This window comes from Polynucleobacter asymbioticus QLW-P1DMWA-1 (assembly GCF_000016345.1).
Taxonomy (GTDB): domain Bacteria; phylum Pseudomonadota; class Gammaproteobacteria; order Burkholderiales; family Burkholderiaceae; genus Polynucleobacter; species Polynucleobacter asymbioticus.
Window position 1 is genome coordinate 1533332 of sequence record NC_009379.1, and the last position, 21585, is coordinate 1554916.

Consider the following 21585-nt stretch of genomic DNA (forward strand, 5'->3'; position numbering starts at 1 on the left):
AAAGTGGGAAGATGATAGCAAGCTTGAGCTTACTTGGACGCGTTTTTGCCCCATCGATATAATGATAAATCTACCTCCAGGGACAAAATCCCTTAACAATCTGATAGTTAACTGAAAAGCATGAGCCAATCACCACAAAGCATCATTGAACAAGCCTGGGAAAACCGCGCAAACCTCTCGCCAGAAAGCGCTCCCGCGGACATCCGTAGCGCCGTAAATGCAGTTCTGGAGGGCCTCAATGCAGGCACTATTCGCGTTGCTGAGCGCCGCGATGTCGGAAAGTGGGAGGTAAATCAATGGGTTAAGAAAGCCGTTTTGCTTTCTTTCCGCCTAGAAGACAACAAACCTATGGGCGCTGGTGGCTATACCCAGTTTTATGACAAGGTTCCTAGTAAGTTTGAAAACTACACAGCAGCTGACTTTGCTGCTGGCGGCTTTCGGGTAGTACCCCCCGCCGTAGCTCGTCGAGGCTCATTTATCGGCAAAAACGCTGTTTTGATGCCTTCCTACGTCAATATTGGTGCCTATGTAGGCGAAGGCACCATGGTGGACACTTGGGCAACGGTTGGTTCTTGCGCTCAAATCGGTAAAAACGTTCACCTTTCTGGTGGCGTTGGTATTGGCGGAGTTTTGGAGCCAATCCAGGCTGGACCAGTCATTATTGAAGATAACTGCTTTATTGGCGCACGCTCTGAAGTAGTTGAAGGCGTTGTCATTGAAGAAAATGCCGTTCTCTCTATGGGCGTTTATATTGGTCAAAGCACCAAAATTTACGATCGCGAAACTGGCGAAGTTCATTACGGACGTGTTCCAGCTGGCTCAGTGGTTGTTCCTGGATCCCTGCCTTCAGCATGCGGAAAGTACAGTCTCTATGCTGCAATCATCGTCAAGAAAGTCGATGCGCAAACCAGAGCTAAAACAGCCATCAATGAACTCCTACGCGATTAAATAAAAATCTATGAGCGCCACTCTCGAGCTAACTGAAGCTCTCATTGCTTGCCATTCTGTAACGCCAGCCGATGGTGGCTGCCAAGATTTAATTGCCAAAAGACTACAAGCGATTGGCTTTCATACAGAGAGCGTTGTGAGTGGACCAGAAAATTTTCAAGTCACCAACTTATGGGCAATCAAAAAAGGCAAAGCCGGCGATCAAGGCAAAGTCTTGATGTTTGCCGGTCATACTGACGTGGTGCCTACTGGCCCTTTAGAAAAGTGGACCAGCGATCCCTTTACGCCAACTATTCGCGATGGCATGCTTTATGGTCGCGGCGCGGCTGATATGAAAACTTCTTTAGCGGCGTTTGTGGTGGCTACTGAAGAATTTGTAACTATGCATCCAGATCATCAAGGTGCAATTGCTTTCTTGATTACTAGTGATGAAGAAGGTCCTGCGAACGATGGCACAGTCATCATGTGTGAGCGCTTACAAAAGCACCAGCAACGCTTGGACTACTGCGTAATCGGCGAGCCGACATCAGTTGATCAACTGGGCGACATGATAAAAAATGGTCGTCGCGGATCACTCTCGGGCAAGTTAAAAATTAAGGGTATTCAAGCGCATATCGCTTACCCGCACTTAGGCAAGAACCCCATTCATCTCTCCGCACCGGCAATTACTGCCTTAGTAGAAACTGAGTGGGACAAAGGCAATGAATATTTTCAGCCTACCAGTTTTCAGATGTCAAATATTCACGCTGGTACAGGTGCGAATAACGTGATTCCTGGTGAATTGACGATTGATTTCAACTTCCGCTTCTCTACTGAAAGTAAGCCAGAGCAATTACGCGAACGTCTTGAATCTATTCTCAAGAATGCCGGTCTCGATTTTGAAATTAACTGGGTATTAGGTGGCAGCCCATTCATCACAGGTGATGGTGATTTGGCTGGCGCATTGCGCAAGGCTATTAAGACCGAAACCCAGATCGATACCGAGCTTTCTACTACTGGCGGCACCAGCGATGGTCGCTTTATCGCCAAGATTTGCAAAGAAGTTGTGGAATTTGGCCCCCTCAATGTAACCAGTCACAAAATTGATGAGTGCGTCATTGTGGATGACGTAGTTCCACTTAAAAATATCTATCGCAAGACACTTGAGCAATTGATTGCTTAATTTGCGCGTCCTCTTTTTTTCCTAAAGCCCCTCCATCATGGACCCTGAGCCTCAACAAGCTTTTACAGTAGACCAGTGCATTAACCAGATTGCACAAAAACTAGCGGCGGCAAATTTGCATTACGGGCATGGCGCAATCGATGCGCAAAGCGAAGCGCTGTGGATTGTTAGCAAACAACTCGATCTGAGCCCCACAGAAGCATTGAATCACTTAGAAGATCAAATATCTGCCGATCAGCAGCTAAAAGCATCCGCTGTTGCTGACACCAGAATTTCTACCCGCAAGCCGCTTGCCTACATCTTGGGCGAAGCTTGGCTCATGGGTGTGCCATTTTTCTGCAGCGAGCAAAGTATTGTTCCACGCTCTTGGATAGCTGAACTCATTATTGATGGCTCATTAGAACCTTGGTTACCAGCGGATGGCAATGCACTGGATCTTTGCACCGGCAATGGCTCTCTCGCAATTTTATTGGCTCTGTCTTGCCCCGATATTCATGTAAGCGCTTGCGACATTAGCATGCCCGCCCTCTCCGTGGCAGCCCGCAATGTAGACCGTCATGGCTTGAAATCGCAAATAGAACTTTTTGACGGCGACCTATGGGATGCCATACCAGAGCCGAATGAAGACAATGTATTTGATCTCATCATTTGCAACCCGCCGTATGTGAACGCCACATCCATGAATGCGCTTCCAGCGGAATATCACGCCGAGCCAGCACTTGCATTAGCTGGCGGTGAAGATGGAATGGATTTAATTCGACGCATCATTACTCAAGCCCCCGACTATCTGTCAGAGCGCGGCGCTATTCTGATTGAGATTGGAAACGAGTATGAGAACTTCAAAAAAGCTTTTCCACAAATACCTGCTATCTGGATGGAGGTATCTGCTGGGGAAGAGCAAGTGTTACTAATTCAAGCAGAAGATTTGCGTTAATGAGTAAAGCTGTTAATTAAGTTCGGCAGCTGCTGCGATAGCCTGATCAATTCGCTCTACCGGAATCACTTTCAATCCAGGTATTTTGGTCTTGGGCATGTTTGCTTTTGGAATAATGGCAACGGTAAAACCCAACTTAGCAGCCTCTTTTAAGCGCTCTTGCCCGCGCGGGCAAGGACGGATCTCTCCAGCCAAACCTACCTCACCAAAAACAATCAACTCTTTAGGTAAAGCACGATTACGAATAGATGACTGAATAGCAAGCAGCACCGCTAAGTCAGCGGCGGGCTCAGAAATTTTGACTCCACCTACCGCATTTAAGAAAACATCTTGATCAAAACAGGCGATGCCAGCATGGCGATGTAAAACTGCTAACAACATTGCCAAACGCGCTTGCTCTAGACCAACCGCTAAACGCCGCGGGTTTGGAACGTGTGCTGTATCTACTAAAGCCTGAATTTCGACTAAAAGCGGTCTACTACCCTCTTGCGTAACCAACACACAAGCGCCCGGCACCATCTGTTCGTGCTGTGACAGGAATATAGCCGAAGGATTGGTGACTCCGCGCAAACCTTTTTCGGTCATCGCGAAAACGCCCAACTCATTTACTGCGCCAAAACGATTCTTGATAGAGCGAACTAGGCGGAAAGAAGAGTGAGTATCGCCCTCAAAATAAAGGACGGTATCAACAATGTGCTCTAAGACACGAGGGCCCGCCAAATGTCCATCTTTAGTGACATGTCCAACCATCAATACACAAATTCCACTCGATTTAGCTGCTCGAGTTAATTGCGCTGCGCACTCTCTGACCTGAGCAACGGATCCCGGTGCAGAACTTAATACTTCTGAATACAAGGTTTGAATAGAGTCGACCACTAACACTTGTGGCTTGACGGTATCCATAATCGAAATGAGTTTTTCTAACTGAATTTCCGCCAACACTTCTAATTGAGGTGCATCCAAGGCAATCCGTTTTGCACGAAGTGCAATTTGAGCCGCAGATTCTTCACCGCTGCTGTAGAGAACATTCATACCAGCAGAACTCATCTCAGCTAAAGCCTGCAACAGTAAAGTAGATTTACCAATGCCGGGATCACCACCCAAAAGAACTACTCCACCGGGCACCAATCCGCCACCTAAGACGCGGTCAAACTCTTCTACTCCAGTACTAAATCTCGGCAAATCTTCCGCAGTAATGGCCGACAATTTTTGCCTTGGCAGTGATTGTGCCAAACACTGAAAACGCGCATTCGAAGTGGTCTCTGGCAAACCCTCTTCTAGAGTGTTCCAAGCTTGGCATGAGGGACACTGACCTTGCCATTTAGCAGAGGTGCCACCACAGGACTGGCAGATATAAATCGTTTTGACTTTAGCCAAGAGAAACCTAATGAATTAAATTGATGGATGGTTATAAGAGAATAACAAGCGGCTTTAGTCTAGCTGAGTACCCGCTTTATTTTCTTGAGCGCGTTTTGGCGCATCTTTACGACGCTGCTCTAAATCAGCAGCTCTAGCTGCAGCCGCTTTTTGCTTTTCATCGAATTCGCGTTGATTATCAGCACGTTCAGCGGCTTTTTCAGGAGAGGCGCGTTCTGCAGCTCGTTTTTTGTCGTCCTGATCTTTAACGCTTTTACGGACATTTCTTTGCACTTCATGCAAAGCGCGCTCTTGATCATCAATTGGATCAATCTCTTTACGATAATCCGCTCTTGCGCTACGCAAGCAATAATCTACCCAGTAATTTTGATAGCACTCTGCAGAAGCTTTACCCCAACGGTATTTAGCCCAATCGCGCTGTAACTCCAATTCTTGCTCTATCTTATCAAGCTGATCCAATTGAGCCTCTTCGGCAGGGGTAGCCAAGGCTACCCCACTCAAGGAAGTGGCTATCAGAAAAACTCCAAGAAATATCTTGAAGCGAAGAGAAAGACTCTTCCTCAAATTTCCACCTTAGCGCCCAACTCAACCAAGCGGTTTGCTGGGATTTTGAAGAAGTCAGACTGACGGCCTGCGTTTTGATACATCCAGCAGAACAGACGCTCACGCCACATAGCCATTCCTGGAATCTCAGTAGAGACAATCGTATCGCGAGATAGGAAGAATGAGGTGTTCATCATGTCAAATTTCAAATCAGCTGATTTTTCAATCAATTCAATAATCTGCCCCATATCTGGCGTCTCATTAAATCCATACACTGCGCGCACTACATAGATGCCATTTCCCATATCACGTAGAGTAATTCGCTCCTCGTCTTTTACATAAGGAACATCCCAGATACTCACTTTTAGGAAAAATACCCTTTCATGCAGTACATGGTTGTGTTTTAAGTTATGCAAGAAAGAAACTGGCACGTAATCCACATGAGCCGTCAGAAATAATGCAGTTCCTTCGACACGATGTGGGGGGTGCTGCATCAATGCATCGATAAAGCCCTTGAGCTCAATACCATTATTCACTGCATTTTGACGCAGCAACTTACGCCCTTGATACCAAGTCATCAAAAATAAAAAACAGATTGCTCCAAGCAAAAGTGGAAACCAACCACCCTCCATAATCTTTAGGAGGTTAGCTGTTAAAAAAGCTAAATCAACGGTCAAGAAAGCGCCGATGACCAATGTCACTAATATCGTATTCCAGCGCCAGACCACCCTCATCACGATAGCCGCTAATAATGTAGTGACAATCATGGTCGTAGTCACGGCGATGCCATAGGCAGCGGCTAAGTTTTCTGACTTCTTAAATGCCAACACCACAACAATCACTAGGAATAACAAAGTCCAATTCACAAAGGGCATATAAATTTGCCCAATCTCTCGATCAGATGTGTGGCGTACTTTCATGCGTGGTACAAAGCCAAGCAAAATTGCTTGGCTGGTCATTGAAAAAGCACCGGAGATCACCGCTTGGGATGCAATCACTGTTGCAGCTGTAGCTAGTATTACCAATGGAAATACAAATACCTCGGGAACCATTAAGAAAAATGGATTACTAATAGTCTCTGGGTTAGCTAAAAACATTGCACCCTGGCCAAAGTAATTGAGTAATAGACAAGGCATCACAATGAAAAACCAGCCCATACGAATCGGCCTGATGCCAAAGTGACCCATATCAGCATATAAAGCCTCTGCCCCAGTCAGCACCAGAAACACAGCTCCGAGAACAATAAATCCTTGCAACGAATGCTCAATCAGAAAACGAATAGCAAACATTGGATTAACAGCGGCGAATATGGCAGGGTTCTGAATGACTTGATGTAGGCCCATCAATCCAATCGTAATAAACCACACCATCATGATGGGGCCAAAGAGCTTGCCAACTACCTCAGTACCGGTCTTCTGAATGAAAAATAGAATCACCAAGATCAGTACGGTGATTGGCAACACAAATCGGGTGAGATCGCTAGAGATCACCTCCAACCCCTCAACAGCCGAAAGGACCGAGATTGCCGGAGTAATAATGGCATCACCATAAAACATACAGGCACCAAAAACACCGGCCATGATGATCAACAAGGAACGCTTCGAACCATTTGGAGCTGTTCTTAAGGCAAGCGCCATCAACGCCAAAATTCCACCTTCACCATGGTTATTGGCGCGCATTACGAACAGTACATATTTGAGCGACACCACAATCGCAAATGCCCAGAACACCATGGAGATTACCCCATAGACTGCATCAGCCGAAAATGGAATGCCATGATCTGGGCTAAAGCATTCTTTAAGAGCGTAGAGAGGGCTGGTACCAATGTCGCCGAACACAATGCCGATAGCTGCGAACATGAGTGCAATTGAGGCTCCCTTTTTGTGGGGGTGTGTTTGCCTCGAGATCTCAACAGGTCTTAATATGGATGACTCTGAAAACTCTGGATTGCTCACTGACATAACTATTCCTAGCGTGATGTTGCGTGGCGATATGTTACTCCTTAAAAGCGCTCATTAAATTTGGAATTTTTAGTGAAAAACCCCTTATTTATGCGTCTTTTGCAGGAATACCTCGACAGAGAGCCTCAAAAAATGGTAGAATTTCAGCTTCAGACGCGGGGTGGAGCAGTCTGGCAGCTCGTCGGGCTCATAACCCGAAGGTCGTAGGTTCAAATCCTGCCCCCGCAACCAAGAATTACGTACTAAGCCCTTAATTATTAAGGGCTTTTTGCTTTTCTGGGCAATAAAAAAGCCCGTAAAGACGGGCTTTTCAAACTTATTAGGGTTAATTAGTTCAAAACCTTGTAGCCCCGGCCGCTTAAACACCGCTTCACAACCGCTTCCTGACCCTGATTTCCGGAATAAGCACCACCTGCGGCACCAATGACTGCGCCAGCACCTGCAGCCTGTGCAATCCCCGACTTATTGCCACCCGTTACCAAACCAAGGAGTCCACCCACCACAGCGCCAGCACCGGCTCCTTTTGCGGCAGTACCACCCATACCAGATTGCTGTTGCGCATAAGCCTGACATTCCTGCAAATCTGTTTCATAAGCAGACTCATTTACACCCTTCATGTCTACTAATGGACGAACATTTGCTCCGGCACAACCAACAGATACAACGACAACAAAGGAACATAGTGAGAGTAACTTCTTCATTTGAATAACCCCTTTATTTCATAACTGGCTAATCGAGAATGCGCCCCACTAATTACCCTCTCGATGCCATAAACGTTTTATATCATGCCTCCAAAAGAGAGGGGAATGTTTTTTTCCTCTTTCAAATACCCATACTTGAGCGCCCGTTGTCGGTGTTTGATAAAACGGGATTTGCAAGGCTTCATAACGAGCTGTAACGGTCGGATGAGGATGCCCATATCGATTCCGATATCCATTTTGGGCAAATGCAATACTAGGGCTCAACACTTGAAGTAGCTCTAAAGATGAGGAGGTTTTACTTCCGTGATGTGGTGCCATAAAAATGATCTCGCGATCACCAATTTGATTCAATGCCGATTCATCTAATCGACTTACCATCTCAGCTTCTCCTTGCTTCTCCACATCGCCAGTAAGCCAGAAGGAGGTAGTACTGTTTCGCACCTCAAGAACACAGCTCATCTCATTGGGCTTGCCCGTGTACTGCTCCTGAAAAAGAGTCTCCTCATGGGGATGCCAAATCAAAAACTCTACGCCATCCCAAATCCAACGCTGCCTGAATCGACAAGGAATGCTAGGAATTTTTCGAGTTTGTAAATTATTCAGCAAAGCATTATTACTGGGCAAGGATCCCAGCATTGAATCAAATTGAATTTGCTTTAGAAGTGAAGTTGCCCCGCCAACGTGATCACTATCGCTATGACTAATAACCATTCGATTGATTCTATTAATCCCTCTTCCTCGCAAATACGGAAGAATGACTCGCTTGCCGGCATCATCTTTTTTACCTTGCATAGGACCGGTGTCATAAAGTAATTTTTTATTCGCTGTTTCGATTAATACCGAAGTGCCTTGTCCAATATCTAAAACGGTTGCTTTAAATTCCCCCGGATCTAGAGACTTCATAAATGGATTAAATGCTACGAGTAGTAGTGGTAGAGGTATTAGTAAGCAAACAGACCTTAGCTGCCAATCATTCGCTAAATTTCCGGGTCTTATGGCATAAATAATGCCAGTGCCTGATAGCAACAATAACCACCATTCTGGTTGTTGAGACCAAACTACCGCCCATTTCCAGGATGCCAACCACTCTAGAAAAATTGCTAAATACTCCATCGATATATGTGCAAGGAGCAATAGCCATCGGCCAATAAAATCTGGAAGTAATGCCCCTGAAATAGCTAGCGGTGTCACGATATAGCTCACCAAGGGAATAGCAATCGCATTAGCAACTGGCGATACAACGGATACCTGATAGAACCAATACAAGGTGAAGGGTAAGAGTGCAATTGTGACCACTGCTTGTACACGACAAGCTTCACGAAAAGCCTGCGATAGTCTGGCTACCCAGTGAACTTCCAATTCTTTACCAGTGGGAATGCCGATCAAGCCTGCAGAATCACCCATAGCAAATAAAATTGCAGCAACCGCACCAAATGACAGCCAAAAGCCGGGTGTATAAGGCGCCATTGGGTCTATCACCAATACAAAGGCTAACGCCCACCACCAAATATCAAATGCTCTTGGATTTCTACCAGACCAAAGTGCAAAAGCCACCACACCAACCATGTACATTGTTCTTTGCGCTGGTATTTGAAAGCCTGCCAACCAGGCATAAATAAATGCTGTCAAAAAACCAGCAGCGGCAGCGAACTTACCCACAGGAATACGAAGTGGCCAACTACCTCGTCGCCAGAAAAAAGCAGCAAACGCAGCCCCTACACCAGCTAACATCGTGACATGCAATCCAGATATGGAAATCAAATGCCCAATACCAGTCGCATTAAATACATACCAATCATCCTGAGGTATCGCATTTTGGTCCCCCATCACTAGCGCAATCATCACTCCTGCATAGCGCGCATCAGTTGGTAGCAGTGTTTCAATTTTCTGGCGCAACTTCCATCGTGCCAATTCCATTTGTAATTCAAACTCTAGCCAACCAATCTCCTTAGCTAGCAGCAGCTCTCCAGACCTCACGGATCCAGTGGCGCCAAAATCTTGATGGAATGCCCAACGCTCAAAGTCAAAAGTATGCGGATTCAGCGCTCCATAAGGGCGCTTTAGTTTGGCTTTTAGCTTCCAGCGCTGTCCTGGAATAATCTCAGGTATCTCCTGAGCATTTCTCCATGCCGGCTGCCAACTTAAATAAATCCGCTTGGGATAATTTTCAAGCAGCTCACTACCTGACCATGCTTGATCGATTTCAAATGCAAATTTAGCGCCTGAGGGATTGCTCTGCGGAAGTGCGCTCACCCTTCCCTCGACGGTAAATTCTCTTCCCTCTAATTCAGGTACTAAGATATTTTTTAAACGAATTTCTGCATAGCGTGCATTCCAAGCAAATCCAAGAGCAAAAAATAACGCCCCAAACGCTGCATATCGAAGTAGAGAAGATTGAGGTTTTGTATATAAAGCGCCGACTGAAAAAGCGCCTACCACTATGCAGCCAATCATCCAATCATTGGGGACTTGTGGCAAAAAGAAAAGGAGCGAGCCCCCGGCGATAAACGCCGCAATAGAAAAACGCAAGAAATTAAGAAGCTAGGGGTAGTTCTGGGTTAGCAGAACACAGCGCTAACCAACGCGGCAATACTTTCATGGCATTGCGCCAAACAGCTTCAGAAAAATCTTCAGGACTAATCCCCCGAATTGCAGCTAACTCATGTGCAATACGCGGCAAGAAGGCTGGCTCATTGAACGACAACCCTTCTTCTTTTGACCATGCAGGAGGTATATCCGGAGAATCTGTTTCAGTAACAATGGATTCAAGAGGCAAATCAGATAGCAATCTGCGAATCTGTAAAGCGCGCTGATAAGTGGCTGCCCCACCAAATCCCAACTTAAATCCAAGTTCTATAAATTGCTCGGCTTGCTGAAAGCTGCCATTAAATGCATGGGCAATGCCCCCATTCATTTTTCGACGACGTAAGGCTTTTAGTGTGGCATCTTGTGAGCGACGAACATGCAAGATGACTGGAAGCTGATATTTTTCAGCCAAATCTAGCTGGGCATGAAACAACCACTCCTGATGATGTGGATCTAAGCCTTCAACAAAATAATCTAAGCCTATCTCACCAATTCCAACAAATCGAGAGTCAGATAATGACTGTTGAACTTGTTGTTCAATAATCTCGAGATCACTTTCATTAGCTTGAGCGCTATATAAAGGATGAATGCCCAAGGTATATACCAAGCCTGGGATCTCATTCCCATACAAAGCGGCAAGCGCCTTAACGTGCTGACAGTCAGCAGCTCTTACGGTAGGCAGCAGGATGGCTTTGACATTCCGTTCTTTGGCAGCAGCAATCACTGCAGGTAAATTCGGCGCAAACTCAGGTGCATCTAAATGGCAATGAGTATCTATCCACATAGAGCCGTTGCCTATTGAGAAAAGGTCTTTAATACTCCACGCTCTAAATGCAAAATACGGTCACAACGTTTAGCGCGGACTGGGTCATGGGTCACGATGACAAAAGCAGTACCTTGTTCACGCGCAATATCCAACATCAAATCAAAGACCCCATCGGCAGTTTCGGTATCTAAGTTCCCGGTAGGCTCATCAGCCAGCACACAAGCAGGATTACCTACGAGCGCTCTAGCAACCGCAACCCGTTGACGCTCGCCACCAGATAACTCACCAGGCGTATGCAACTCTCGTGAGGCTAAACCAACGGCCTTAAGTATTTTGCTAGCACGATCCATGGACTCTTCATTGCTTAGCCCACGAATACGCAACGGTAAAGCAACGTTTTCTGCTGCACTAAATTCATCCAAAAGATGATGGAACTGATAGATAAAGCCCAAACTGTGATTGCGCAGGCGGTCCAACTTTGCAACGGATAATGTACTGAGGTTGGAGCCCGCCAACATCACGGAACCGGCGCTTGGGGTATCAAGACCGCCCAAGAGGTGCAAAAGCGTACTTTTTCCAGAGCCAGATGATCCAACAATGGCCACCTTCTCAGATAGGGATACCTCTAAGTCAACCGACTTGAGAACATCCACAGCAGTAGGTCCTTGGCCATAAGTCTTCACCAAACCCTTGGCCACCAAAACAAATGAATTCATATCCTTACTCATAGCGTAGGGCCTCCGCAGGTTGTACTTTGGCTGCGCGACGACTTGGGTACAGCGTTGCGAGCACAGATAATCCAAAGGCCATCAAGCCAACGGTAACAACATCATTCAACCTCACGTCGGATGGAAGCTCGCTGATGAAATACACATCACGTGGCAAGAAACGCACGCGGAAGATCGCTTCTATTGTTGGAACAATGACATCAATATTGAGTGCGATTAATAAACCTAAACCAACGCCCGCTAAAGATCCTAAGAGGCCAATAGCTAAACCTTGTACTAAAAATATTCTTTGAATTAATCCAGGGCTCGCGCCCATCGTTCTAAGAATAGCAATATCCGCTTGTTTTTCATTAACCGTCATCACCAGCGTTGAAACCAAGTTAAATGCAGCAACAGCAATAATTAAGGTAAGAATAATGAACATCATTTTTTTCTCAGTCTGGACGGCTGCAAACCAATTGCGATTTGAGCGTGACCAGTCTGTCACCCATAAGGCCTGGGGCACTACTGCTGCCAACTCATTAGCCACCTCTGGCGCCCGCTGCATATCGTCCACCTTAACGCGTAAGCCTGAGGGGTCATGCAGACGTAATAAAGCCGCTGCATCTTTCCAATGCATGATCGCCAAAGAACTATCGAACTCGTAATGACCGCTATCTACAATGCCTACAACTTGTAATGTACGCATCCGCGGCATTGCACCGGCCGGAGTTAAATCACTCTCAGGAACAATTAAATTAATGCGATCGCCAACGTGTGCACCAACTAATGCGGCTAACTGCGCGCCTAGCGCTACACCAAAACCACCTGGCGTTAAATCATTAATAGAGCCAGCCACAAATTGCTTAGGTAAGTCAGAAACTTTACCTTCTTCACTTGGAGAGACTCCTCGAATAGCAACACCCCGCATAACATTGTCGCGGCTCAATAAACCTTGTGAGGCAACCATAGGAGCTACGCCCACTACGTGAGGTTGTGCAGCCACTTTTAAGGCCAAGGGCTCCCAATTAGCCAATCCATCAGGAGCAGTAATTTCCACATGCGAAAGAACGGATAGCATCCGATCGCGTACATCCTTTTGGAATCCATTCATGACCGAAAGAACAACAATCAGGGAAGCGACACCCAAAGCAATGCCCGCCGTAGAAATCCCAGAAATAAAGGAAAGGAAGCCATCATGCTTTCCAACCGTCTTACGGCGCTTGGAGCGGGTATAGCGTAAGCCAATTTCTAGCTCGATAGGTAGTCTCAACATAGTCACAGTTTAGACAATTGCGAGCGCAATCTGATGGAATATCTAAATGCCACCTAAAATCAGGGGAATGACACAGAATTCTCAAACAGTCCCAAGTGCTTTAAAGCGCTTTACCCTGATGATTTCAGGGGATGACGCCCTGGATGACAACCTCAGCGAAGACCGCCCGCTCAAAGGACTTCCGCATGAGCGCTTCTTATTGGGTGATGCGGCGCCACTTGCTCCCGTTTTACTATTGGGGGAATCCTCCCAAGCGATTGATCCCCAGCAAGTCATCGCTTGCTTACAGCCCGTTCATTTTCATGCCACCCGAGACCATCTGGTTCTCCTTGGCCAAAATCAAGTAGATCTGACTGATTCTGAATCAGATCAGCTTCTAAAAGCCGCCCTACCTTTTATTGAGGAAGACTTTCAAAATCCCATTCTGTTTCATGATCAGCATTACTGGTTTATTCCAGCAGGCCCTTTTGCCAGTCTGGCCAGTTACAGCGTTGATCAAGCACAAGGACGCAATATTGATTGGTGGATGCCGCGCGATACCCATGAAGAAGGAATCGCTAAACGCTGGCGCAAACTTCAAAATGAAATTCAAATGCTTTGGCATATTGGTCCCGTAAATGAAGAGCGTGAACAACGTGGTTTACCAAGCATTAACTCTGTATGGATTAGTGGCATCGGTAAGTTAAGCGACGCACATGTACCGCAGCTTGTAAAACAATCGAATCATATTTATGGGCAACACCCATTACTGGCTGGAATTGCTAAGCTTCTTCATATTCCATATTCACAAGACCTTAGGTCTGAGAGCTTTGCAGGCTCATTTGCTTGGCTCCCGGCCCCAGAGGCAATATGGCCCATTATCAAAGAAGCGTTAAACAATAAACACATCGACGAGCTGTTGCTGATTGATTTTCCGAATGGGAAAAAACGTGAGCGCATCTTCACTACTAAAGATCTCCATCAAAAATCTTGGGCCTTCTGGAAAAAAGCAACACCCTTGAGCTGGAAAGACATCATCGCCTCATGAGTCAGTTTTCTCATCGCCCCTTTTCTGAGCGCACAGCCACATGGCTACAGCAAAGCGGCTTACATCCTCTGCTTGCAAGACTCTACGCAGCACGCGGCCTAGAGTCTCCAGAAGATCTCTCTTTGGAGTTGAGAAATTTAATCTCCCCTAAAGAGCTAAAAAACTGCTTGAGCACTGCTTCTTTACTGGCGGATATTCTCGAGAAAAAAGAACCGATGCTAATCGTCGCAGACTATGACTGTGACGGCGCTACCGCTTGCGCTGTAGGTCTGCGAGGGTTGCGGATGTTAGGTGGTCCAGACACACCCATTCAATTTTTAGTTCCCAATCGCTTCACCATGGGCTACGGATTAACTCCAGAAGTAGTTGAGTTAGCAGCGCAGCAAATCCCTAAGCCGAAATATCTCATTACTGTCGATAACGGTATTGCCAGTGAAGCAGGTGTCGATAGAGCTCGCGAACTTGGCATGGAGGTCATTGTTACCGATCACCATTTACCTGGTGATCGTCTTCCAAAAGCAACGGCTATCGTCAACCCTAATCAACCAGGTTGTAGCTTTCCCAGTAAAGCGCTCGCTGGCGTCGGCGTGATGTTTTATTTATTAGTGGCGCTCAGAGCAGAATTACGTCAGCGTGGAAAATTTACTAATGAGACTCAGCCTAAAGTAGAAAACCTTCTAGATTTAGTGGCACTAGGTACGGTTGCCGATGTTGCGCAATTAGATCGCAACAATCGCGTATTAGTTTCCAATGGATTAAAACGGATTCGTGCGGGAATATCGCAGCCCGGTATACAGGCATTGTTTCAAGCAGCCACACGCGATACGCGCAAAGCCAATACCTTTGATTTGGGCTTTGCTATCGGCCCCAGACTCAATGCTGCTGGGCGCTTAGCTGATATGACTTTAGGAATTCGCTTACTGCTGACAGATAGCACCGATGAGGCAATGGCGTTAGCACAAGAACTTGACCGCATTAATCGTGAGCGTCGTGTGATTGAAGGTGGAATGCAAGAAACTGCCCTCGCGCACCTAGCAGAAGATCAACTAGCGGGAAGCATGGACCAAAGATCCAGCATCTGCATGTGGCATCCCGAGTGGCACCAAGGGGTTGTTGGAATTGTTGCCTCACGCTTAAAAGAACGTTTTAACCGTCCAGCAATTGTCTTCGCTCCTGCTGCGGGCGCTACCGGTGAAGAGTTACGTGGCTCTGGTCGCTCACTAACTGGCTTGCATCTCCGGGATGCCCTTGATATTGTCTCTAAACGTGAGCCAGGACTCATTCTTAAATTTGGTGGCCATGCGATGGCCGCCGGATTAACGATCCGCAAAAGTGATTTTGAAAAGTTTGACGCCCTGTTTCAGAATGTGGCAAATGATTTGCTGACCGATGAATTACTAGAGCGCAAACATATTCATGATGGAGCGTTAGCCCCGTCAGAATTCACCCCAGAAATTGGCGACCTGCTTGCTGAAGAAATCTGGGGCCAAGGCTTCCCTCAGCCAGTTTTTTATGGGGAATTTGAGGTTACCCAACAAAGTCTTATGAAAGAAAAGCATCTTCGCCTCATGCTTCGCCCGATTGGGGCGTCCGAACTTGCTGCAAACGCCAAACCAATTACTGCTGTTTGGTTTAACCGTACTCAGAGCCTGCCAGCCAAAGCTAAATTGGCTTATCGCCTCGTGACCGACCGCTACCAAGGCCAAGCCCACATACAACTGATGATTGAAGCCCATGATGAGGCAGCCAGCGCCTAAGGGTCCAGGGTAATAACCCCCTTATAATCAGGGGATGGAAGCTGAACAACTAAACATTATTTCGAATACCTTGTCCGATCTGCTCACCCGTGAGCAAGCACTTCGGGGGTATCTTTGACTTCGACGTAAAGTCACGTCGCCTTACCGAAGTTAATTCAATTCTGGAAGATCCCACAATCTGGGACGATCAAAAAAAAGCGCAAGCCCTGGGCAAGGAAAAGAAATTGCTCGATGGCGTTGTTGCCACTCTGACTGATCTCAATACCAATATCACTGGCGCCATCGAACTCTTCGATATGGCAAAAGAAGAAAGTGATTTTGAAACGATTGCTGCCATTGAGCAGGATGTCCAAAGTTATAGCAAGCTGATTGGTGACTTAGAGTTCCGCCGGATGTTCCACAATGAGATGGACTCCTGTAATTGCTTTATCGACATTCAAGCAGGTGCTGGCGGGACCGAAGCCTGTGACTGGGCAAGCATGCTGTATCGCCAATACTTAAAGTATTGCGAGCGCAAAGGTTACAAAACTGAAATCCTTGAAGAGTCTGATGGTGACGTTGCTGGCATTAAGAGTGCCACGATTAAAGTCGATGGTGAATATGCATACGGTCATCTGCGCTCAGAAACTGGAGTACATCGCTTGGTACGTAAATCTCCATTTGATTCCTCAAATGGTCGCCACACTTCATTTGCATCTATCTATGTTTATCCAGAGATTGATGACTCTATTGAGATTGACGTTAATCCAGCTGATATCCGCACTGATACGTACCGTGCGTCTGGTGCCGGTGGACAGCATATTAATAAAACCGACTCAGCCGTTCGTTTAACCCACCTTCCAACCGGAATCGTGGTGCAGTGTCAAAACGACCGTAGTCAACACCGCAACCGCGCAGAAGCGATGACTATGCTTAAGTCACGCCTCTATGAACATGAGATGCAAAAGCGTCGCGCTGAGCAAGATAAGTTAGAGGCCAGTAAGACCGATGTAGGCTGGGGTCATCAGATTCGCTCTTACGTCTTAGATCAAAGCCGTATTAAAGATTTACGTACTAACGTTGAGATTTCAAATACCCAGAAAGTATTGGATGGTGATCTTGACGCCTTTATTGAAGCCAGCCTGAAACAAGGCGTTTGATTACCTCATTACCGCAATAGCACTACTAGTTAAAAAATATGAACGATAAAACGAATCCAGCCCCAGCTACCGAAGTAGTTGATGAAAATCACATCATTGCAGAGCGTCGTGAAAAACTCGCTAAGCTTCGTGAGAATGGCATCGCCTTTCCAAATGATTTTGTACCAACCCATTTGGCCGTTGATTTACACGCGCACTATGACAGCCTCACTAAAGAAGAGCTTGCTGCCAAGAAAATTCACGTCAAAGTAGCCGGCCGCATGGTGCTTAAGCGCGTCATGGGTAAAGCCAGCTTTGCAACGATTCAAGATCGCAGCGGACAAATCCAGTTTTATATTAATGATGAAATTAGCGGCGCTGATACCCACGGGGCTTTTAAGCACTGGGATATGGGTGATTTTATTTCGGCTGAAGGCAATCTCTTTAAGACCAATAAAGGTGAATTATCAGTAGAGTGCAGCAATTTACGCCTGCTCAGCAAGTCCTTGCGCCCATTGCCAGATAAGTTCCACGGCCTCTCAGACCTAGAGACTAAGTATCGCCAGCGCTATGTGGATTTAATTGTGAATCCAGAAAGTCGCAATACTTTTAAAGCACGTAGTAATGCGATCGCTTCATTGCGTCGCCATATGCTTGATGCTGACTTCATGGAAGTCGAAACGCCAATGCTCCACCCTATTCCTGGTGGCGCCACTGCAAAACCATTTATCACGCACCACAATGCGCTCGACATGCAAATGTTCTTGCGTATCGCTCCTGAGCTCTACTTAAAGCGCTTGGTAGTTGGTGGCTTTGAACGTGTCTTTGAAATTAACCGCAACTTCCGTAACGAAGGTGTGAGCCCGCGCCACAATCCAGAATTTACGATGATGGAATTCTACGCAGCCTATACCGATTACCGTTGGCTCATGGATTTCACTGAAGGCCTCATTCGTGCAGCCGCAGTCGATGCCCAAGGCACTGCAGTTCTAACTCACCAAGGTCGTGAATTGGATCTCAGTAAACCATTCCAACGCTTGACGATTAATGAAGCCATCCTCAAGTACTGCGCTCAATCTGGTAAGAGCTATGAAGCTATCCAGTTAGATGATGCAGACTTCATTCGCGCAGAATTGAAAAAAGGTGGTGAGAATCCAGATTCCCCCACCCTCAAGAATGCGGGTATTGGCGCTTTGCAATTGGCCTTGTTTGAGCTGGTCGCAGAATCGCATCTATGGGAACCAACCTACATCATTGATTACCCAATTGAAGTAAGCCCGCTGGCTCGTGAATCTGATACACGCCCAGGTATTACAGAGCGTTTTGAGCTATTTATTACTGGTCGCGAAATTGCTAATGGTTTCTCCGAGTTAAATGATGCAGAAGATCAAGCCAATCGTTTCCGCAAGCAAGTAGAGCAAAAAGAAGCGGGTGATGAGGAGGCTATGTATTTTGATCATGACTTCATTCGCGCCCTAGAATACGGTATGCCTCCGACGGGTGGTTGCGGTATTGGTATCGACCGCTTGGTCATGCTTCTCACTGATGCACCAAATATTCGTGACGTCATTCTCTTCCCACATTTGCGTCGCGAAGAAGAATAACTCTTGCTCATGGCATACCTTAGTAATTTTTTATAAACAGCGGAAAACGCCGTATTAGATAGTATTGAGCATAAAGAAAAACCACCCGTAGGTGGTTTTAATAACGCCTTTAGCAAGTATCCGCATGAGTGTAGGCCTCGCTTACCAATGGCTACCAATACTTAAATCGTTTCTCTGCATCTACATCCCCTCCCAAGGCCCTCATACTCATCTTGCAATGAGGACAAGTAAGGCCATCCCATTCCAAAAGATGGGCACTAACATGGCAGCTAGTACATACTGGCAGCACACTGATTTCAGTATTTCTACTCCCGGGATGAGCTACCGTATAAGCTTCAATCGTTGAGCATGATTTACAAACCATCGTCACTCTAGATGAGTGAAGACCAACTTCTCTCCCTATCCCGCTAATACACTCAAACTGACAGGATCGACATACAAATTTATATCTAGCCATAGCTCTGTCCCGCTAACTCTTTTTAGTTTGAATAGCCAACCGTTTTATATGAGCATCCTGTATGAGCAATTGCCTTTCTTGATTAGCCACTCCAATTGTGATTTTTCTAGCGATCAGATCTGCATAAACACCATCAATTTTTTTAAAGAAATCCTGATAGACGGAGAGTAGTTCAGGGCTGAGACCTTCTACAGCAATTGGACGGCACGTATTTGCTTCAGCCAAGTAATTGGTTAGAGCAACCGCCTGCTGATTCGTTAATTTATCGGACGAACTAAAAAGTGCTTTAGCATGAGGATTATTTCTTGTAATGGCAAGGATTTGAGCGTCCACCAACAATGCATCTGAACTTTGATTTGTTCTCACAATACATTCATTGAGCCGCTTTGCTACAGCCACCGAATGAACTGGAGTGGTTGCCGCCATTGGTTTTTGGATTGCATTAGGAGACGCCACGTTTCCCGCACACCCACTTAGAAGGGTGATCCCCATCAAGCTAAATTTATAAATATTTTTCATTAAATAACCTCTTTAAACTATTGGTAGACAAAATCAGCGCGGCGATTTTCTTGGAATGCCGCATCTGTCTGGGCTGGATTAGCTGGTTTTTCTTTTCCAAAGCTCACCGACTCCAATTGAGACTCGCTAACGCCCTGTACAAGCAAAGCTTTCTTAACCGCCTCAGATCGCTTTTGACCGAGAGCCAAGTTGTACTCAGCAGTTCCGCGATCATCGGTGTTGCCTTGAATAATGATCGACGCCTTTTGCTTTTGAAATGATTTTAAGTAAGAGGCATGTGCTGAGACCGTTGAAGCATATTTTGGGTCGATGGTATAGCTATCAAAATCAAAATAGATTGAACGCTTATTGTAAACACTAGACCTAGGGTCACTTATTGGATCGTAAGTCATAGAACTTCCACCATTTACAGAGGCGACTCCATTGGTGTCGTCTAACTTAACGCTACTACACGCAGACATAAATAAAACCAATATTGCCAAAGGCAATACTTTTACAAATTTAAACATGATGTTATTTCCCAAGCATGGCTACAGGTTAGCAACCAAATTACAAAGGAACATACATGCATGAGCATGTTCCACCTAAGAAGATTAGGCTTTGACTTTAGGGGGCTTAAATGCTGTGTCGGGAAAGTTTTGCGTAAACAAAACTTCATTTGGAATAGAAAACTTGGTGGCTGTAATAGGTGGAAGAAATAACGCAACGCTAACTTCGCTGATATTTGCAGTTACATGACTCAGGAGATACATTGTGTGAACCTGCTGCTTGTCATCTGCCGATTCACTACTGTCATGCGCTTGCTGAGATATTGATTGATTGGCATAAGAGCCAGCAAGCTCTGCCCGTTCAATGGCAGCCTGAACAAAAATGCTTGATGCAGCCACCTTAAATGCAAGCAAGAAAAGGCAGGCTACTAGAACGAGTGTTTTGCTACGAGGCAACATGGCTCAGATTCTATACCCTATTGCTTGATTTGTCTTTTTATAGGCTTCCACCTCAATAAATTACTCCCATTAATGCCAACCTACAGATCAAATAGACTCATCACCTCTGCCGCTAAAGCTAAAAAAGAGCCAAAGGCCCTCTTTTAAATTTTGACTATCTGGGTCGAGATAAAACAATTAGCACAAGAATTTTTGAATTATCTGGACTTATACCGGCAAACCTTTTTCATCAAACACACCTTCAAACAAGGCTGAGCTTAAGTAACGCTCAGCAGCATCTGGAAGCACCACTACGATAGTCTTGCCGGCGTACTCAGGCTTTTTGGCCAAGCGCACCGCTACTGCCGCTGCGGCACCACATGAAATCCCCACCAAAATACCTTCCTCTTTAGCAATGCGGCGCGCAAACTCAATCGCCTCCTCATTGCTCACTTGCTCTACCTTATCTACTATTGATAAATCCAAATTATCTGGAATAAAGCCAGCACCAATACCTTGAATCTTATGTGGGGCAGGTTTAATTTCTTCACCGTTCAGCTTTTGAGTAATCACTGGGCTACCAGTTGGCTCTACAGCAACAATTTCAACTGCTTTCTTCTTGGTATTTTTAAGATAACGACCCACTCCAGAAATTGTCCCGCCAGTTCCCACACCAGCTACAAACACATCAATATTGCCATCAGTGTCTTCCCAAATTTCTGGACCAGTCGTTTTCTCATGAATGGCTGGGTTCGCTGGATTACTAAATTGTTGTAGCAATACATATTTATTAGAATCTGATTCTGCAATCTCTTTCGCCTTAGCTATTGCGCCATTCATTCCCTTAGGCCCTTCAGTCAACACAATCTTGGCACCGAGCGCGGTTAATAACTTGCGACGCTCAATACTCATCGTTTCAGGCATAGTCAAAGTCAATGGAATACCACGAGCAGCGGCAACGAAGGCCAAGGCAATACCAGTATTGCCACTAGTCGGCTCTACCAGTTCTTTGCCTGGGCCTAAGAGACCTTTTTCTTGTGCATCATTAATCATCGCTACGCCAATACGGCATTTCACGGAAAATGCTGGATTACGGCCCTCAATTTTGGCAAGTACAGTCGCCTTCGCACCATCAGTAACGCGATTTAAGCGTACCAAAGGAGTGCGTCCAATAGTTTGAGAGTTATCAGTAAAGTAAGTCATTTTTATTCCTACA

General features: G+C 46.0%; 19 protein-coding genes and 1 tRNA gene. 8 read left to right on the forward strand and 12 right to left on the reverse strand.

The annotated features are described in order from the left end of the window. Positions 1 to 120: 120 nt before the first annotated feature. The 3 genes from dapD to prmB are packed head-to-tail and all read left to right on the forward strand — an operon-like array spanning position 121 to position 3044. Positions 121 to 948: a 2,3,4,5-tetrahydropyridine-2,6-dicarboxylate N-succinyltransferase gene (gene dapD, locus PNUC_RS07625; RefSeq protein WP_011903295.1), complete on the forward strand. Its 828-nt coding sequence runs from the start codon at positions 121 to 123 to the stop codon at positions 946 to 948. A 10-nt stretch (positions 949 to 958) separates the two neighbouring features. Continuing rightward, the gene (gene dapE, locus PNUC_RS07630; protein ID WP_011903296.1) at positions 959 to 2110 is read left to right on the forward strand and encodes a succinyl-diaminopimelate desuccinylase; all 1152 of its coding nucleotides are present in this window, start codon (positions 959 to 961) and stop codon (positions 2108 to 2110) included. Between the two features lie 37 nt (positions 2111 to 2147). After that, positions 2148 to 3044, forward strand: a complete 897-nt coding sequence (gene prmB, locus PNUC_RS07635; protein WP_011903297.1) for a 50S ribosomal protein L3 N(5)-glutamine methyltransferase — start codon at positions 2148 to 2150, stop codon at positions 3042 to 3044. Between the two features lie 12 nt (positions 3045 to 3056). Here prmB and radA read toward each other — a convergent pair whose 3' ends face one another. The 3 genes from radA to PNUC_RS07650 all read right to left on the reverse strand — a co-directional run bounded on the left by radA (position 3057) and on the right by PNUC_RS07650 (position 6823). After that, complete coding sequence (radA, locus tag PNUC_RS07640; RefSeq protein WP_011903298.1) at positions 3057 to 4421, reverse strand: DNA repair protein RadA; 1365 nt, start codon at positions 4419 to 4421, stop codon at positions 3057 to 3059. A 54-nt stretch (positions 4422 to 4475) separates the two neighbouring features. Beyond that, positions 4476 to 4907 (reverse strand): hypothetical protein, encoded by a 432-nt coding sequence (locus PNUC_RS07645; protein WP_223245969.1) that lies wholly within the window; start codon positions 4905 to 4907, stop codon positions 4476 to 4478. A gap of 74 nt (positions 4908 to 4981) precedes the next feature. Further along, a complete protein-coding gene (locus PNUC_RS07650) occupies positions 4982 to 6823 on the reverse strand; it encodes a potassium transporter Kup (RefSeq protein WP_048812277.1) in 1842 nt (613 codons plus the stop codon). 256 nt (positions 6824 to 7079) lie between these two features. Here PNUC_RS07650 and PNUC_RS07655 point away from each other — a divergent pair. Then, positions 7080 to 7156 (forward strand) — tRNA-Met (locus PNUC_RS07655). 98 nt (positions 7157 to 7254) lie between these two features. Here the strand turns inward: PNUC_RS07655 and PNUC_RS07660 are convergent. From PNUC_RS07660 to PNUC_RS07680, 5 genes are read right to left on the reverse strand one after another with little or no spacing between them, the layout of a single operon-like run. Next, positions 7255 to 7626, reverse strand: a complete 372-nt coding sequence (locus tag PNUC_RS07660) for a hypothetical protein (protein ID WP_011903301.1) — start codon at positions 7624 to 7626, stop codon at positions 7255 to 7257. Positions 7627 to 7674: 48 nt separating this feature from the next. Then, positions 7675 to 10155 carry a DNA internalization-related competence protein ComEC/Rec2 gene (locus tag PNUC_RS07665; protein WP_201721431.1) on the reverse strand — a complete coding sequence of 827 codons (2481 nt, stop codon included), beginning with the start codon at positions 10153 to 10155 and terminating at the stop codon, positions 7675 to 7677. A gap of 4 nt (positions 10156 to 10159) precedes the next feature. Then, positions 10160 to 10996 (reverse strand): TatD family hydrolase, encoded by an 837-nt coding sequence (locus tag PNUC_RS07670; RefSeq protein ID WP_011903303.1) that lies wholly within the window; start codon positions 10994 to 10996, stop codon positions 10160 to 10162. Between the two features lie 11 nt (positions 10997 to 11007). Further along, complete coding sequence (locus PNUC_RS07675; RefSeq protein ID WP_143070071.1) at positions 11008 to 11694, reverse strand: ABC transporter ATP-binding protein; 687 nt, start codon at positions 11692 to 11694, stop codon at positions 11008 to 11010. A gap of 4 nt (positions 11695 to 11698) precedes the next feature. Then, positions 11699 to 12958: a lipoprotein-releasing ABC transporter permease subunit gene (locus PNUC_RS07680; RefSeq protein WP_174249841.1), complete on the reverse strand. Its 1260-nt coding sequence runs from the start codon at positions 12956 to 12958 to the stop codon at positions 11699 to 11701. Between the two features lie 70 nt (positions 12959 to 13028). On the opposite strand from PNUC_RS07680, the gene PNUC_RS07685 reads away from it, so the two are divergent. From PNUC_RS07685 to lysS, 4 genes are all read left to right on the forward strand, one after another. After that, positions 13029 to 13988, forward strand: a complete 960-nt coding sequence (locus PNUC_RS07685) for a hypothetical protein (RefSeq protein WP_227717081.1) — start codon at positions 13029 to 13031, stop codon at positions 13986 to 13988. Continuing rightward, positions 13985 to 15745 carry a single-stranded-DNA-specific exonuclease RecJ gene (recJ, locus tag PNUC_RS07690; protein ID WP_011903307.1) on the forward strand — a complete coding sequence of 587 codons (1761 nt, stop codon included), beginning with the start codon at positions 13985 to 13987 and terminating at the stop codon, positions 15743 to 15745. Before PNUC_RS07685 ends, recJ begins: the two co-directional genes overlap by 4 nt. 34 nt (positions 15746 to 15779) lie before the next feature. Then, positions 15780 to 16884 (forward strand): peptide chain release factor 2 gene (gene prfB / locus PNUC_RS07695; RefSeq protein ID WP_143070072.1). Its coding sequence is split into 2 segments (ribosomal slippage): positions 15780 to 15860 and positions 15862 to 16884, totalling 1104 coding nucleotides; the frame shifts between segments, so codons are not numbered across the junction. 38 nt (positions 16885 to 16922) lie between these two features. Then, positions 16923 to 18467, forward strand: coding sequence for a lysine--tRNA ligase (gene lysS / locus PNUC_RS07700; protein WP_011903309.1), 1545 nt, complete (start codon positions 16923 to 16925; stop codon positions 18465 to 18467). A gap of 469 nt (positions 18468 to 18936) precedes the next feature. On the opposite strand, the gene PNUC_RS07705 is transcribed toward lysS, so the two are convergent. The 4 genes from PNUC_RS07705 to cysK all read right to left on the reverse strand — a co-directional run bounded on the left by PNUC_RS07705 (position 18937) and on the right by cysK (position 21572). Then, positions 18937 to 19443 carry a hypothetical protein gene (locus PNUC_RS07705; RefSeq protein WP_011903310.1) on the reverse strand — a complete coding sequence of 169 codons (507 nt, stop codon included), beginning with the start codon at positions 19441 to 19443 and terminating at the stop codon, positions 18937 to 18939. 17 nt (positions 19444 to 19460) lie between these two features. Continuing rightward, complete coding sequence (pal, locus tag PNUC_RS07710; protein ID WP_011903311.1) at positions 19461 to 19952, reverse strand: peptidoglycan-associated lipoprotein Pal; 492 nt, start codon at positions 19950 to 19952, stop codon at positions 19461 to 19463. A gap of 84 nt (positions 19953 to 20036) precedes the next feature. Beyond that, a complete protein-coding gene (locus tag PNUC_RS07715) occupies positions 20037 to 20390 on the reverse strand; it encodes a hypothetical protein (protein ID WP_011903312.1) in 354 nt (117 codons plus the stop codon). 207 nt (positions 20391 to 20597) lie between these two features. Further along, positions 20598 to 21572 (reverse strand): cysteine synthase A, encoded by a 975-nt coding sequence (cysK, locus tag PNUC_RS07720; RefSeq protein ID WP_011903313.1) that lies wholly within the window; start codon positions 21570 to 21572, stop codon positions 20598 to 20600. Positions 21573 to 21585: the final 13 nt, after the last annotated feature.